Source organism: Hyunsoonleella ulvae (genome assembly GCF_016827605.1).
Classification (GTDB): Bacteria; Bacteroidota; Bacteroidia; order Flavobacteriales; family Flavobacteriaceae; genus Jejuia; species Jejuia ulvae.
The window spans coordinates 113,276-128,549 of sequence record NZ_JAEPJQ010000001.1; the positions used below are offsets into that span (position 1 = coordinate 113,276).

At 35.3% G+C, this 15,274-nt stretch carries 14 protein-coding genes; 6 read left to right on the forward strand and 8 right to left on the reverse strand.

Annotated elements, in window-relative coordinates; all coding sequences use genetic code 11:
- Positions 1 to 298: 298 nt before the first annotated feature.
- From JS605_RS00500 to JS605_RS00510, 3 genes are read left to right on the forward strand one after another with little or no spacing between them, the layout of a single operon-like run.
- Entirely contained in the window at positions 299 to 841 is a 543-nt protein-coding gene (locus JS605_RS00500; protein WP_203255751.1) for an RNA polymerase sigma factor, read from the forward strand.
- Between the two features lie 44 nt (positions 842 to 885).
- Positions 886 to 1,392, forward strand: a complete 507-nt coding sequence (locus JS605_RS00505) for a hypothetical protein (protein ID WP_203255752.1) — start codon at positions 886 to 888, stop codon at positions 1,390 to 1,392.
- A 10-nt stretch (positions 1,393 to 1,402) separates the two neighbouring features.
- The gene (locus JS605_RS00510; protein ID WP_203255753.1) at positions 1,403 to 1,846 is read left to right on the forward strand and encodes a Spy/CpxP family protein refolding chaperone; all 444 of its coding nucleotides are present in this window, start codon (positions 1,403 to 1,405) and stop codon (positions 1,844 to 1,846) included.
- 13 nt (positions 1,847 to 1,859) lie between these two features.
- On the opposite strand, the gene JS605_RS00515 is transcribed toward JS605_RS00510, so the two are convergent.
- The 8 genes from JS605_RS00515 to JS605_RS00550 all read right to left on the reverse strand — a co-directional run bounded on the left by JS605_RS00515 (position 1,860) and on the right by JS605_RS00550 (position 8,472).
- Complete coding sequence (locus JS605_RS00515; protein ID WP_203255754.1) at positions 1,860 to 2,909, reverse strand: beta propeller repeat protein; 1,050 nt, start codon at positions 2,907 to 2,909, stop codon at positions 1,860 to 1,862.
- Between the two features lie 544 nt (positions 2,910 to 3,453).
- Entirely contained in the window at positions 3,454 to 3,972 is a 519-nt protein-coding gene (locus JS605_RS00520; RefSeq protein WP_203255755.1) for a Spy/CpxP family protein refolding chaperone, read from the reverse strand.
- 2 nt (positions 3,973 to 3,974) lie between these two features.
- Complete coding sequence (locus JS605_RS00525) at positions 3,975 to 4,295, reverse strand: hypothetical protein (protein ID WP_203255756.1); 321 nt, start codon at positions 4,293 to 4,295, stop codon at positions 3,975 to 3,977.
- Between the two features lie 38 nt (positions 4,296 to 4,333).
- A complete protein-coding gene (locus tag JS605_RS00530) occupies positions 4,334 to 4,912 on the reverse strand; it encodes an RNA polymerase sigma factor (protein ID WP_203255757.1) in 579 nt (192 codons plus the stop codon).
- A 176-nt stretch (positions 4,913 to 5,088) separates the two neighbouring features.
- Positions 5,089 to 5,718 carry an SCO family protein gene (locus tag JS605_RS00535; protein WP_317194093.1) on the reverse strand — a complete coding sequence of 210 codons (630 nt, stop codon included), beginning with the start codon at positions 5,716 to 5,718 and terminating at the stop codon, positions 5,089 to 5,091.
- Positions 5,719 to 5,784: 66 nt separating this feature from the next.
- Positions 5,785 to 6,318 carry a toxin-antitoxin system YwqK family antitoxin gene (locus JS605_RS00540; protein WP_239000216.1) on the reverse strand — a complete coding sequence of 178 codons (534 nt, stop codon included), beginning with the start codon at positions 6,316 to 6,318 and terminating at the stop codon, positions 5,785 to 5,787.
- Positions 6,319 to 6,348: 30 nt separating this feature from the next.
- The gene (locus JS605_RS00545) at positions 6,349 to 7,128 is read right to left on the reverse strand and encodes a YHYH protein (protein WP_239000217.1); all 780 of its coding nucleotides are present in this window, start codon (positions 7,126 to 7,128) and stop codon (positions 6,349 to 6,351) included.
- Between the two features lie 15 nt (positions 7,129 to 7,143).
- Positions 7,144 to 8,472 carry a sulfatase-like hydrolase/transferase gene (locus JS605_RS00550; protein WP_239000218.1) on the reverse strand — a complete coding sequence of 443 codons (1,329 nt, stop codon included), beginning with the start codon at positions 8,470 to 8,472 and terminating at the stop codon, positions 7,144 to 7,146.
- A 297-nt stretch (positions 8,473 to 8,769) separates the two neighbouring features.
- Between JS605_RS00550 and JS605_RS00555 the strand changes: the two genes are divergently transcribed.
- The 3 genes from JS605_RS00555 (at position 8,770) to purL (ending at position 15,128) form a co-directional block, all read left to right on the forward strand.
- Entirely contained in the window at positions 8,770 to 9,987 is a 1,218-nt protein-coding gene (locus JS605_RS00555; protein ID WP_203255758.1) for an RsmB/NOP family class I SAM-dependent RNA methyltransferase, read from the forward strand.
- A gap of 192 nt (positions 9,988 to 10,179) precedes the next feature.
- Positions 10,180 to 11,040: a fructosamine kinase family protein gene (locus JS605_RS00560; RefSeq protein WP_203255759.1), complete on the forward strand. Its 861-nt coding sequence runs from the start codon at positions 10,180 to 10,182 to the stop codon at positions 11,038 to 11,040.
- A 431-nt stretch (positions 11,041 to 11,471) separates the two neighbouring features.
- A complete protein-coding gene (purL, locus tag JS605_RS00565) occupies positions 11,472 to 15,128 on the forward strand; it encodes a phosphoribosylformylglycinamidine synthase (protein WP_203255760.1) in 3,657 nt (1,218 codons plus the stop codon).
- The last annotated feature ends 146 nt before the right edge of the window (positions 15,129 to 15,274 follow it).

Genomic DNA, 15,274 nt, shown 5'->3' on the forward strand with positions numbered 1-15,274 from the left:
TTTTCAAAAGAATACCGTAAAAAAAGAAAAAAGGATAGTGATTTGGGGGACTATCCTTTTTTTGTTCATGCTAGACTTGGGGACGACTAACATATATAAGTAGGTTTCTGATACAAATCTATACTAAAAATACGTAGTAAGCAAGAAAAAATGCATTTTATCGTATTTTTTTACATTTTATCGATTATTTATTTTATAACAATATGATTATTAAATAATTACATATTTAGCCGTTTGATTAAAAAATCACATGTTAAACTTTAGCTATATTTAGCTGTCTAAACCTTAAACCCCATTTGTGACCAACGAAGCACAATTAGTACAAGAGCTACAAACGCCACAACATAAAGAAAAAGCCTTTAGAGAACTTATTTCTCTCTACAAGGAGCGATTGTATTGGCATATCCGTAACATTGTAAAATCGCATGAGGATGCCGACGATGTGCTTCAAAATACATTCATTAAAGTGTATAAAAATATCAGCAACTTTAAAGGGGACAGTAAGCTATTTTCTTGGATGTACCGCATTGCCACTAACGAGTCTATCACACTTATAAACAAAAACGCTAAGCGCTTACAAATTACAAGTGAAGAAGTACAACGATTTGCCATCAATAATTTAACATCTGATGTCTATTTTGAAGGGGACGCCATTCAATTAAAACTTCAAAAAGCCATAGCCACATTACCAGAGAAACAACAGTTGGTATTTAACATGAAATACTTTGAAGATTTAAAATACAAAGAGATCTCAGATATCCTAGAAACTAGTGAAGGTGCTCTTAAAGCATCTTACCATATAGCAGTAAAAAAAATAGAGACTTATTTAACTGATAATTAAACCTTTTTACAAATAAGATGTCTAAGTAGAGGAACGCTTAAACAATGAAACACAAGAATTTACATAACATAAAAGCTTCAGGTTTTAAAACCCCAAAAGACTACTTTGATACTTTTGATGAAAAATTATTAGAGAACATCAAAACTAATGAGGTTCTTCCTAATACTATGGTATCAGGTTTTAAAACTCCTAATAGTTATTTTGATGGACTTGAAGATAGTATCATCAAAACACTATCAGATGACAAAGACACAAAAGTAATCCCATTATTTAGCAAAAAAAATATAGTTTACATTTCCAGTATCGCAGCTGCAGTGCTATTATTAATAAGCTTATCGATATTTAATACAACAACTGAATATGATGATTTAGAAACGCAAACCGTTGAAAATTACATTATCGATACAAATATCAGTTCTTACGAAATTGCTGCTTTATTATCTGAGGAGGAACTTATTGAGGATACTTTTGTGGAACTAAATTTAGAGGATGAATCTATAGAAGCTTATCTTTTAGATGCTAGTGATATTGAAAGTTTAATGATTGAATAACACTAAAAAAATGAGAAAATATATTACTGTAACATTATTATTCTTTATCGCCCTAAGTGCCTATGCACAGCCAAAACATAGCAAGCGCATTAAGAGTTTAAAAATTGCTTTTATTACTGAGCAGTTAGATTTAACTACTGAAGAAGCTCAAAACTTCTGGCCAGTTTATAATGATTTTGATGAGAAAACATCTAAAATTAGGTTTGAAGAGATTAGAAGTATTAGAAACAGTATTCGTGATAACTATGAAACACTTACTAATGATGAGGCAAAAAATTTAATAAAAAAAATGAATGCTGCTGAAAATAAATTACATGAGCTACGTAATGTATTTCACAGTAAACTTTTAGATATTATTCCTGCTAAAAAAATTATTAAGCTTAAAATTGCTGAAGAAGATTTTAAGAAAAAAATGCTGCATGAGTTAAGAAAGCGACGCAATGAGAGGCCTTAAAAGCCTCTTTTTTTTATTCTCGAAATATCAATTTTGAAATTCTACCATTTCCAGCTGCATAGGCTGTAGAATCGTTTAAAAATCTAATAGTATAAAACCCCTCATCACTTAAGTGCTGCCATGTATTACCAAAATCATTACTGTAATCAATACCCTTAAAACCAACAACAACCAATGCTTTGGCGTCACTGTTTGGTATGTATTGCACGCAACTGCGGTATCCAGGGTTTTTGTTTACCGCAACCAACTCCCAAGTTTTACCACCATTATGAGTTCTTATTTTGTTAGCTTTATTATCATCTGGTTTGGTATAATCGCCGCCAATAGCAAAGCCATTAAGTTCATCGTAAAAATCTATAGAATAAATACCTTCAGTATCTTTTGCCTTGATGATGGGTGTATCAAAAACCTCCCAAGTTTTACCTTTATCTGGCGAAAAATACACACGCCCCGCTGAAGTAGCTACCCATGTTTTAATACCAACAATGGCAATATTTGTATCACTTGCCGCAAAAGCACCTTCGTTTTCGGTAGCTTTAGGTAAAGCTTCACAAGGCAACTTTGCCCAACTTTTTCCTCCATCACGGGTAATTATGATACTTAAACAACCATCTATAGCATCGCCTATCGCAATACCTTCTTGATCGTTCCAAAATTCCATAGCGTCGTAAAAAACTTTAGGGTGATCTTCCTTGTAAACAATCTGGTTATTAAAAATTGCCACACTAAACAATAAAGCTGGACTACCAATACTTAAAGCAAATCCGCCTTCACTAGTAGCACTTATTGCCCTAAAATTGGGGATTACGGTATCATAAGTATGTTGTACTAAAAATTCATGCTCGGTAACCCCATTGTTTTCCGTAAGTATACCTACTTCGCCTCTAGATGTAGCATAACAACCAAAACTTTCCCCATAAACTTCCAAGGCTCTTACATTTAAAAGAGAATCCTGTACAATCGTATCAATATCTACTCTTGTAATAGTTTTATCTTGTTTTTCCTCTTGCTTACAGGATGTATGGGCTAGAAACACTAAAACTAGGATAACGTAATAACGCATAAGCTTAGATTTGTCTAAAAATAAAAAAGCTTCATGAATATTCACGAAGCCTTCTGTTAAAATATATGGCTATTATCAAATTTCCTATTTAAAAGCTGCCCAAACCTCTTAACCTCCTCTCATTTCTCATTATCTAGAGGTACTATCGTCATTATCGCTAAAGGCTAAAAAGTGAATAGATAGAGTCATCTAATACTTAAAATACTATAGAATGATTTCGATATATCTTTCTACACTATTTCTATCTACAGCAAACGCAAATCATTACGATGTTAAGACTTATTACAATTAAAACAACTGCTGTAAGCAAATACATTAATTTGTTCTGGCTAAGCTTCATTAATTCGGGTTTGGTTTATCTTTTTAGATGCATGTTTAAAAAAATACTTGCGCTTTGAGGAAAAAAACTTCATAGTTTTTAATTAACAAAGAGCCTTAGTCTTAAGAACACATATATCGCTCCAAACTAGTAGGGAATACTGTTAAAAAAAGTATAAATAAAAAAGACGCTCTTCCAATAAAGCGTCTTTACCATTTTTAAGCATTAATGATCTGGGGGTGTCGGAGGTCCATTACCATGTCGAGGTGGTCTTCCCCCATGAGGTGGTGGCCTATGATTTCTAAAACCGGGCTTTAATGCATCTTGAATTATCTTACTAAACTTCTTTTTTTGTTCTGCATCGCATAATTTTTGAACTTCCTTAAAATGTCGAAACACCTCTAAGTCTTTTAGTGTCTCCATATCTCCAATTAAACTGGCAATGGATTCTACTTTTTTACTTCCTGATAAAGTATCTGAAATACTACCAAATAGTTCATCCTTTAGCACTCTTATCTCATCAGATATGCCCCTCATTTTCTGCCTATGCTTATGTGTCAAAGCCCTAAAGGCTTCTTTTTGCATATCATCAAAACCTAGTTCCTTCATCAAAAAATCTCCAGGAGGCTTATGCTCTATGACTTGCTGCTCCTTATTATTACTGCCTAAATAATTGTTAAGAAAAAAAACATTCACAATTATCAAGAAGACGAGTAAAATATACAAAGGTAAATTCCTCTTCATAATTAATTATTTAAAATTGCAGTATCCATATCATTAGTAGACAATCCATAGGAATCAGCAAACTCACTTATATTTTCTTGATAAGTAGACGTTTCTTGCAACTTGGTAAAGGCTATCACATTTACAACCACAATACAAATTAAAGTTGCAAGTTGTAATTCAGGTGTAAAGCGAAACCAAACATTTGGTTCTTCTCTCTTTTCAGCAAATAAAACATGCATCGTTTTATCCTTAAAGAAAGGGAAAACATTAACGGTATTTGTACTTTCCAAAACGCTTAAGGTCTCATCAATTTGGTTTTGTATGTTTCTATCTCTATCCATATCAAATATTTAGATGTCGTAAGTTTTAAAAACTTGCGTTAGTTATTGTTCTTATAAAAATTTTCTAAAAGCTTTTGTAAATTCTTTTTTGCCCTAAACATTAAAGATTCTACTGAAGACAGGCTCTTCTCTATAATATCACTAATTTCTTGGTAACTTTTCCCATCTATTTTATGCAAGGTAAATACCACCTTTTGAACTTTGGGCAATTGATTAATTGCATAAAACAAAGTTTCACTTTTCTCTTTATTCTCTAAAATAACCCCTGGATGATTCATCTCTGTGAAGTAGCTCTTTTTATCTAAAAGAATCTCATTTCCAAAAATCGATTGCATAAACCCAAAACGTTTTTTTGTATTTCGCTTCCTTATAAATTCCAGGCATTTATTTGTAGTAATTTTATAAATCCACGTTGATAATTTAGAATTCCCCTTAAACTTCCTAATTGAATTAAACACTTCTACAAAAACTTCTTGCGCAATGTCCTCAGCATCCTCCTTGTTGGGAACAAAAGAAATACAAGTTGCAAATACCTTCTGCTGAAAATCATCCAACAATTTACCATACGCATTGGCATTATGGTTTTGTAATCCAGCTATAAATTCGTTTTCCGTCAAATATTTAAATTAAACTTGTACAAGTTTAGATGTTTAAAAAAAATAAAACTTGCGTGCTTTATCAAATTTTTTGTTTGGTTTTACCTTAAGGATTTTATTTATGGGTAGCTAATCCATAAACACAGAAAAGCTTCGAGAATATTCCCAAAGCTTATAATTATAATATAATACAGAAATCAAATCTCCCGTTTCAAAATCTCTATATGCCGTTTTAAACGCTCTACATCAATAGGCAACGTGCCGTTATAAACTCCACGTATGTATCCTGATGCATCTATTAAAATAAAATTTTCGGTATGTATAAAATTGCTCTCATCTTGGGTTTTAGTAAAATCTTCATCAGCAAAATAACCTGTTCTGGCAATGGTGTACAGTGCATCTTTATCTCCAGTTACCAAATGCCATTTTTTAGAATTAACCTCATATTTCTGTGCATACTTTTGTAATAATGGCACAGAATCTCGCCATGGCATTACCGTATGCGATAGTAACATAACATCATCATCCAAAGTATAGGTATCTTGAATGGCTTTCATGTTAGTGGTAAGCTTTGGGCAAATACCTGGGCAACTTGTAAAAAAGAAATCTGCTATATAAATTTTCCCCTTAAACGTATCATTGGTAACTGTATCTCCTTTTTGATTTATAAATGCAAACTCAGGTATTTTATGTTTTGGCATATCCCATTCTGGAGTAAAATCAGCAGCATTAAAGTAGGGCAACTTACTTACAGTACTGGCCTGTTTTTGTTTCTCTTTACAAGACCATAAAACTAAAACGCATGCTATTATGGATATATATTTCACTACTAAACTTTTAAATTTTGTATAATAAGAACCTAAGACAAGTTAGGGATAACAACTAAATAATTATCACTCAATATCATCACTATTTACAGTTACGGTATAACATTTTTTAAGTCCTATTAAACCAAAACGTTCTCCGTCCACCACCTCATAATTTGCTTTAATGGATCCATCAGTTTTCCACATACGCTGTTTACCATCTTCTTTACCTTTACGGTAGTTAAAATCGCTGAAGATTTGACCTGATTTGTACCATTCTTTCACAACACCATGAAACTCGCCTTTATCATTAAAATGGTATTCAAACTTTAAATCCCCAGAAGGCCACCAAGACCTATGCACACCAGTTTTAAAACCTCCAGAATAAAAACGCTCGCTTAACGTACTACCATCTTTATACCATCGCATTTCTGTGCCATGCTTTTTCCCTTCCTTATAATCAGTTTTAGATTTTATGGTTTTAGAAGTATAGTATTCAGATAATATACCATTAAACGGTACATCCCTGTAAAACAAAACACCATTATCTAGATGCAAGTTTGTATCAGATGCATTGATATTCTTGGTATTAGAAGTCCTTCCACATCCAACAACACACAAAAAAACGATATAAAAATAAATGCACCTCAATTAACGTGATATATTTCCAGGAGTTCCATAAAAGCCATTACCGTTAATATAAGGATCTTCACTGGTAACATGATAATGATAAATACCATCAGGAAAATCGGTAGTAGCATGTGTATGTCCATGATACACATCCAAATCGGCATTGGTAACTGTGTTACCATTTTCAACAGGCCCATACACAGGAAACCCATCGGCTAAAAGCCCTAAAAATGCATCTTCCCCAAACAGCCCTGTCAAATAAGTAGGTTCAATATGATAATGGTATTGACCTCCTCCGGCTGGATGCCCTAAATGTTGATCGAAAGAATTGATTTCATTCGTTAAAGGAGAACCACCTGCAGCATACTGGTTAAAGAACACTACACCATTTCTGGAAATACCAATAGGCCCCATTGACGTGGCCTGTTTATTAGTGGCTTCTTCAGGGTTTAAGGTTATGGTAAACACGATGTTTTGTTCTGCTATCTCGTTAGGGTTCTGTCTAAAATTAGCATTGGTGCCGTTATAGGCTTCATACAAAGGGTTATTAATAGGCCAATACGGACTTGTATGATTTGGCAAATTAGCTGTAGTAAACGTTACCGTATTGCCGTTAACAGCATACGATAAACCTGTACCTACAAACTTTGATAGAATACCGCTAATATCATATTCGGTTTCAGGGTTAACCCCTTCATCATCTATAGTCAAATCATTAACGCTATCATCTCCATTAGAACATGCTATTATTACAAAAATTAAAAGTATAAACTGACTTATATATTTGGATGTCTTCATCATAAATTGTGTATTAAATTATTGTGTAATGTTATTTAGTTGTGTCTCTAAATTGGTTTTATTAGTTGCCTCTTCGCTACTAAGTCCTCCGTTAGTATTTAACAAATTAGTTTCCTCCAGAGGATCATCTGTTAAATTATAAAACGCCTCGGTATCATCTGCAAACCGAATGTATTTATAGATATCATTTCTAATCGCATAATCAAAATCATTACCGCCATTATTTACCTCAGCATAACTGTAATCCCTCACACTTATACCTGATGTATGCAACATAGACTCAAAATTTTTACTATCGGTCATAATTCCAGCATCAGCATCAGCTAAGGACGCTATAGTAGCAAACATATCAGTAGAATTTAAAATAGCGTCTTCACTTACACCTTTTCTACTAACACCTGCACCAGAAATAACCATAGGCACACGAATACCTCCTTCATAAATACTATTTTTCGCCCTTTGTCTTGGATACTCTTGTACCACCCTATTTGGGGTGCCATTATCACCTATAAATATAATTATAGTGTTATCGCGTTCTTGTTGTGTCATAGCATTAAGAAGCCTACCAATTTCAGTATCCATAGCCTCGAGCATAGCCATGTAGTAAGGTAACGGATTGTTATCCACACTCGCTTGGTCATTTGGCAAACCACCTTGGCTATGCAAATTAGCGTCAGGTAAATGAAACGGTGTGTGTGGTGCATTATACGCCAACCATAAAAACCAAGGTTGCGATTGTGCAGTAACCCAATCAATAGCTAAATCTGTAAACTTTGTAGTTGTGTAGGTATTACTAGGTGATGTTTGTCCACCTTCGTATAAATCCCAATTCCAATAATCCCTAACGCCACCAGATAATATACCGGCATAAGTACCAACACCCATGTTGTTAGGATGAGCAGTATCAGACGATAAATGCCATTTCCCAAAAACCGCATGCGCATACCCAGAATTATTCAAATCCAAATGCTTCTGTATAGAGGTTTCGCTAGTAGGTAAAACATCCCCAACACCAGTTATCCCTGTTCTAAAACCGTATTTACCAGTTAGCATACTGGCACGAGTTGGGGTACAAACTGCGTAAGACCACATGTTATTAAAAACGATACCATTATTTATCATCCTCTCTAAATTTGGCATATTAGGTTTAATATCCCCAATAGCATATCCAGGAGACGCATCAACCCCCATATCATCAGCAATAATTAAAAGAATATTAGGAGGACCTGTAGTATCATCACTATCGTCCATAGAAGTATCAATATCATCAGACGAACCACACGATAACATTACTAATAAAGAAACAAAAATAAGTGTTGGTAATTTCATTTGGAGTTTAATTTTCATTTTTAGACTCGAACAAATAAAAAAGGTTTAATTATTTTTTTTGCGTTCCCCTGTCGGGTCAGGATTTCCGTTTCAAGTCCTCGCACCTTCTACGTCGGGCTATGGGCTTTCCACTGCAATCCCTGCCTGCCAGCAGGCAGGCTTAACGCAGGTATCTGCCAAAACCTATGCTAAACCAAAAGCCAAAACCACCAAAAAACTATCAGCAATACACACCATAAAACAAAACGTTTAAACAAAGTAACACATCCACAATTAAACAATTTAAACGTACCTTTGCACCCTCAATAAAACACCATGCGATTACACAGAAACCTCTGCTTTGCCGTAATAGACGGATTAACGCAAATCTTTAACGAAGCACAGTACGCCGATAAAGTCATTCAACAACTCCTAAAACGCGATAAACGCTGGGGTGCTCGAGACAGAGGCTTTGTAGCCGAAACTACTTATGACATCGTACGCTGGAAACGCTTGTATGCAGAAATAGCAGAAGTAAAAGAACCTTTTGATCGTGATAACCTTTGGCGTATGTTTGCTGTTTGGGCTACACTAAAAGGCATAAAGTTACCCGATTGGAAATATTTTGAAAATACCCCAACCCGAAAAATAAAAGGACGTTTTGATGAGCTCTCAAAAACCAGAAAGTTAAGAGAATCTATACCTGATTGGATTGACGAGCTGGGCTTGAAAGAACTGGGAGAAACCAAATGGACCAAGGAAATCGCCATGCAAAATGAGCAAGCTGATGTAATTTTAAGAGTTAACACCCTAAAAACAACAAAAGATCAGCTTCAAAACATACTATCAGACGAAAATAATATAGAAACCGAATTCATAAAAGGCTATCCATCAGCCTTAAAATTGACTGAACGTGCCAATGTATTCGTAACCGATGCTTTTAAAAAAGGACTTTTCGAGGTACAAGACGCCTCATCCCAATTGGTCGCAGAATTTTTAGATGTAAAGCCCGGAATGAAGACAGTAGATGCTTGTGCAGGCGCAGGCGGTAAAACACTACATATAGCTTCTTTAATGGAAAATAAAGGACAAATTGTAGCGATGGACATCTACGAAAGCAAACTTAAAAAACTAAAAATAAGAGCACGTAGAAACGGCGTACATAACGTTGATTTAAAAGTGATTGATTCCACAAAACCAATCAAAAAATTACACAATAAAGCAGACCGCGTTTTAATAGACGCGCCATGCTCTGGCTTAGGTGTATTGCGTCGCAACCCTGATGCCAAATGGAAATTAGAACCCGAGTTTTTAGATAGAATTAGAGGTGTCCAACAAGATGTTTTACAACAATACTCTAAAATGGTAAAACCAAATGGAAAACTAGTTTACGCTACCTGTTCCGTATTACCATCAGAAAATCAAAACCAAGTAGAAGCTTTTCTAAAATCGGAAGCAGGTGCCAATTTTGAGTTTGTAAAAGACAAAAAAGTACTGGCGCATGAAAGCGGATTCGATGGGTTTTATATGGCGTTGCTGGAGCGTAAAGCATAAATAGCAATATATCGAGTCATTTCGACGAAAGGAGAAATCACATCATACTTTATGCTACCGAATGAGATGTCTTAATAGTACCTCATTTCGACATGACAGCTACTTTGTAAAACGTAAAGAACCACCAATAGAATCACTTATATAGTTTATTTCAAAATCAGATTTAGAAAAAATAATCGGTACTTTTAAATCATGAATTCTGATTTAAAAACTTACCTTTCCAATATTTTAAATGACGCTATCCAAAACGTCACATCAATTAGTGGTGGGGATGTCTCACAAGCCTGTAAAATCTCTACACCGCAAGCAAATTACTTTTTAAAGGTTAATAACGCACCAGATGCATTAACCATGTTTCAAACTGAAGCTTATGGTTTACAATCCATAGCTAAAACCAATACCATAAAAACACCAAAAGTTATCGCTTATGATGTTTTTGAGAATTCAGCATTTTTAATTTTAGAGTTTATTGCGTCGAAATCTCCTTCCGCTCAGGATTTTAAAACCCTAGGCACACAATTAGCACAACTACACCAATGTACATCTAAGTATTTTGGGTTAGATAGAGATAACTTTATCGGGCCATTGCCACAAAGTAACACCCATCACAAAACATGGGTAGATTTTTATACGTATCAACGCTTACAACCGCAACTAGAATTAGCCCAACAAAAAGGCTTGCTTCAAGACTCTGAGTGCCCAAAACCAGAACGCATTAAAAATAAATTAAAACCACTTTTTAAAGATATAACACCTAGTCTGTTACACGGCGATTTATGGAGTGGCAATTATTTAATTTCAAAAAACGGCACACCTTATGTTATTGACCCAGCAGTGTATTACGGACACGCTGAAGTGGATATTGCCATGAGTAAACTCTTTGGTGGTTTTAGTGAATCGTTTTATAAGGCTTACTTTTTAGAATGCCCAACTGATGAAAATACTTCAGCAAGAATTGAAATGTATCAATTGTATTATTTGTTGGTGCATTTAAATATGTTTGGACGCTCTTATTATGGTTCTGTAAAATCTATTTTGAAAAAGTACTTCTAACATACCTGTCATTCCTGCGACACGTGCTGAACTTGTTTCAGTAAGGCAGGAATCCAAAATATGGATTTAAATATAAACACCTATTCTAGTAGAAGTATCAACATATTTAATTTAATAATGTGATGTCTCAATCGTACCTCATGTCGACATGACAAAACGTTTGATTTTTTAGAAATGTCCAGAAGCTTTTTTAACAATCCTGTCATTCCTGTTTTCGCAGGAATGACAAAACAAAAGACTTGTCAACAACAGCCTCAACCTAAGTAATTCTGCAAGGTTTCTAAAACCTGGTAGATATGAGCGTGATAACGCCGAAAAATCTCTTGTTAAAATACTGTTAATAACAGATATCGCTTTCACTAAAAAAGACACATTGAATCGCTAAAAAAGTGTATTTTTGCACTTTCTATAAACATCCAAACGCAACACTAATGATTCATTTCTTTGGGAACGTAAATAGCAAGGTTTTTGCGGTTCAAACAACAAAAGAATTAGGTCCTGAAACAATTTCAAAATTAACATGGCTTTTTGCCAACCAACCAAAAATTGAGCAAGCATCTTTAGATGCTTTTTTTGTTGGGCCACGTGCCGCAATGATCACACCTTGGAGTACCAATGCGGTGGAAATTACTCAGAATATGGGAATCTCTGGCATTATACGCATTGAAGAATTTCAAGCAGTTTCAGAAGATTTTGCGGATTTTGACCCGATGATTTCTGAAAAATTTAATGGTTTAAACCAAGAGAGTTTTACCATTGATATTGAACCTGAACCAATTTTAGACATTGAAGATATTGCGGCGTATAACGTACAGGAAGGTTTATCTTTAAGTGATGAGGAAGTGGCCTATTTAGAGGGTGTTTCTAAGAAAATTGGTCGCCCATTGACGGACTCTGAAGTGTTTGGATTTTCACAGGTAAATTCGGAGCACTGTCGCCATAAAATTTTTAATGGCACATTTGTGATTGATGGTAAAGAAAAACCAACGTCTTTATTTAAATTAATTAAAGAAACGTCCAAGCAAAATCCTAACGATATTGTTTCGGCATATAAAGATAATGTGGCATTTATAAAAGGTCCTAGAGTGGAGCAATTTGCACCAAAACGTGCTGATGTTCCTGATTTTTATAGGACCGAAAATTTTGATTCTGTAATCTCACTAAAAGCAGAAACACACAACTTCCCTACCACAGTGGAGCCTTTTAACGGTGCCGCTACAGGTTCGGGAGGCGAAATTCGTGATAGACTTGCAGGTGGTAAAGGCTCTATTCCCTTGGCTGGAACTGCGGTGTATATGACGTCTTATTCTCGACTAGAAGAAAACCGTCCTTGGGAAAATGGCATTGAAGAACGCGATTGGCTATACCAAACCCCGATGGATATTCTAATAAAGGCTTCTAATGGTGCGTCAGACTTTGGTAATAAATTCGGTCAGCCTTTAATTTGCGGCTCGGTATTAACGTTTGAACATGAAGAAGATGCCCGAAAACTAGGGTTTGATAAAGTAATTATGCAAGCTGGTGGAATTGGTTACGGCAAACAAGATCAAGCCCTAAAAGACACCCCAAAAACAGGCGATAAAATAGTAATTCTCGGTGGCGAAAATTACCGTATTGGTATGGGAGGTGCTGCGGTATCAAGTGCTGATACTGGAGAATTTGCCTCAGGTATCGAATTGAACGCGGTACAACGTTCTAACCCAGAAATGCAAAAACGTGCTGCCAATGCAGTTCGTGGGATGGTGGAGAGTGATGAAAACTTTATCGTTTCTATTCACGACCATGGTGCTGGTGGCCATTTAAATTGTCTATCAGAATTGGTGGAAGATACTGGTGGAAAGATTGATTTAGATGCTTTACCTGTTGGCGATCCTACACTTTCGGATAAAGAAATTATTGGTAACGAATCTCAAGAACGTATGGGGTTAGTTATTTCTGAAAAACATATTGATACCCTTAACAAAATAGCAGATCGTGAACGTTCGCCAATGTACACCGTAGGGGATGTTACTGGAGATGATCGTTTTACCTTCAAATCTAAAACCAAAGGTAATACACCGATGGATTTAGCCATGGAAGACATGTTTGGCAGTTCGCCAAAAACGATAATGACAGATAATACCATAAAACGAAACTATGCTGAAGTTGCGTATCATTCTGATAACTTCCAAAGCTATTTAGAGCAAGTATTACAACTAGAAGCTGTAGCTTGTAAAGATTGGTTAACTAATAAAGTAGACCGTTGCGTTGGGGGTAAAGTAGCAAAACAACAATGTGTTGGTCCGTTACAAATCCCATTGAATAATGTTGGTGTAATGGCATTGGATTATAAAGGAAAAGAAGGTATTGCCACTTCTATTGGTCATTCGCCTATTTCTGGATTGATTAATCCTGTAGCTGGAAGTAGAAATTCAATTACCGAAGCCTTAACTAATATTATTTGGGCACCTTTAAAAGACGGACTTAAAAACGTTTCCCTGTCTGCAAACTGGATGTGGCCTTGTAAAAACGATGGCGAAGATGTACGATTATATGAGGCTGTAGAAGCCATTTCAGAATTCGCTATAGATTTAGGTATTAATGTGCCTACCGGAAAGGATTCGCTTTCTATGAAACAAAAATATCCTAACGAGGATGTGATTTCTCCAGGAACAGTCATCATTTCTGCTGCAGCCAATTGTAACGCTATTTCTAAAGTTGTTGAGCCTGTTTTAAAGAAAAACGCTGGAAGTATTTACTATATCAATATCTCGCAAGATGATTTTAAATTAGGGGGTAGTTCGTTTGCGCAAGTATTAAATAAAATCGGGAACGATGCGCCCAATGTAAAGGATGCTAGCTATGTTAAAAACGTATTTAACACCATTCAAGGTTTAATTAGAGACGAACACATTGTTGCAGGACATGATGTAGCATCAGGTGGTTTAATTACAACGCTTTTAGAATTGTGTTTTGCAGACACTAATTTGGGTGCTGAGTTAGACCTCTCTGCTTTAAATGAAAACGACTCCATTAAGCTATTATTTGCCGAAAATGCAGGTATTGTAATCCAGACGAAAGACGCTTCTATCGAAAAGATATTAGCTGATGCTAAAATCGAATTTTTTAATATTGGTAAAACTACTGAAAGCGATACCTTAAGCATTATTAATAATACTGATGTATTCACACTTACAGTATCTACATTACGTGATGTTTGGTATAAAACCTCTTTCCTATTAGACCAAAAGCAAACTGCAAATGGTTTAGCACAAGACAGGTTTGATAATTATAAAAAGCAACCATTACAATATACATTCCCAAAACATTTTACAGGAAAACTACCTGTAATTGGAAATTCGAGACCAAAAGCAGCCATCCTTCGTGAAAAAGGCAGTAACTCCGAACGTGAAATGGCAAACGCTATGTATTTAGCAGGTTTCGATGTAAAAGACGTACACATGACCGATTTAATCTCTGGTCGTGAAACTCTAGAAGATATTCAGTTTTTAGGAGCCGTTGGCGGTTTTTCTAACTCTGATGTTTTAGGCTCTGCAAAAGGTTGGGCTGGTGCCATAAAGTACAACGAAAAAGCAAAAGCAGTTATTGATAACTTCTTTGCTAGAAAAGACACATTATCTGTTGGGATATGTAACGGTTGTCAGCTTTGGATGGAGCTTGACCTCATCAACCCAGAGCATGAAGTACACGGTAAAATGCAACATAACGATTCGCATAAGCACGAAAGCAGTTTTACATCGGTAAAAATTCAAGAGAATAATTCTGTGATGTTATCCTCGTTAGCAGGAAGCACATTAGGGGTTTGGATTTCACATGGCGAAGGTAAATTTAGCTTGCCTTACACTGAAGATCAATACCATATTGTGGCAAAATACGGTTATGAAGGTTACCCACACAATCCTAATGGTTCGGACTTTAACACCGCGATGATGACGGATAAAACGGGACGCCACTTGGTAACTATGCCACATATTGAACGTTCCACCTTCCAATGGAATTGGGCAAATTATCCTGATGGCAGAAAAGATGAAGTTTCGCCTTGGCTTGAAGCTTTTGTAAATGCCAGAAAGTGGGTTGAAAAAAAGTAAAATACAAATAACTTATAATTAGAAATTCCTTTTAAAGAGATTGATGGTTTTTTCTTTATACAAGATAGAAAAATAGAGTATGCCTTAATTACGATTTTTTTAACATCGAAGTATAAACGAAAAAGGGGCAATTTATTACGGTAATT

What these genes read in the sequence shown, in the direction of transcription:
- JS605_RS00505 (WP_203255752.1), top strand. Translation starts at nt 886, where the DNA reads ATGAAACACAAGAATTTACATAACATAAAAGCTTCAGGTTTTAAAACC.
- JS605_RS00510 (WP_203255753.1), top strand. Translation starts at nt 1,403, where the DNA reads ATGAGAAAATATATTACTGTAACATTATTATTCTTTATCGCCCTAAGT.
- JS605_RS00515 (WP_203255754.1), bottom strand. Translation starts at nt 2,909, where the DNA reads ATGCGTTATTACGTTATCCTAGTTTTAGTGTTTCTAGCCCATACATCC.
- JS605_RS00520 (WP_203255755.1), bottom strand. Translation starts at nt 3,972, where the DNA reads ATGAAGAGGAATTTACCTTTGTATATTTTACTCGTCTTCTTGATAATT.
- JS605_RS00525 (WP_203255756.1), bottom strand. Translation starts at nt 4,295, where the DNA reads ATGGATAGAGATAGAAACATACAAAACCAAATTGATGAGACCTTAAGC.
- JS605_RS00545 (WP_239000217.1), bottom strand. Translation starts at nt 7,128, where the DNA reads ATGATGAAGACATCCAAATATATAAGTCAGTTTATACTTTTAATTTTT.
- JS605_RS00550 (WP_239000218.1), bottom strand. Translation starts at nt 8,472, where the DNA reads ATGAAAATTAAACTCCAAATGAAATTACCAACACTTATTTTTGTTTCT.
- JS605_RS00555 (WP_203255758.1), top strand. Translation starts at nt 8,770, where the DNA reads ATGCGATTACACAGAAACCTCTGCTTTGCCGTAATAGACGGATTAACG.
- JS605_RS00560 (WP_203255759.1), top strand. Translation starts at nt 10,180, where the DNA reads ATGAATTCTGATTTAAAAACTTACCTTTCCAATATTTTAAATGACGCT.
- purL (WP_203255760.1), top strand. Translation starts at nt 11,472, where the DNA reads ATGATTCATTTCTTTGGGAACGTAAATAGCAAGGTTTTTGCGGTTCAA.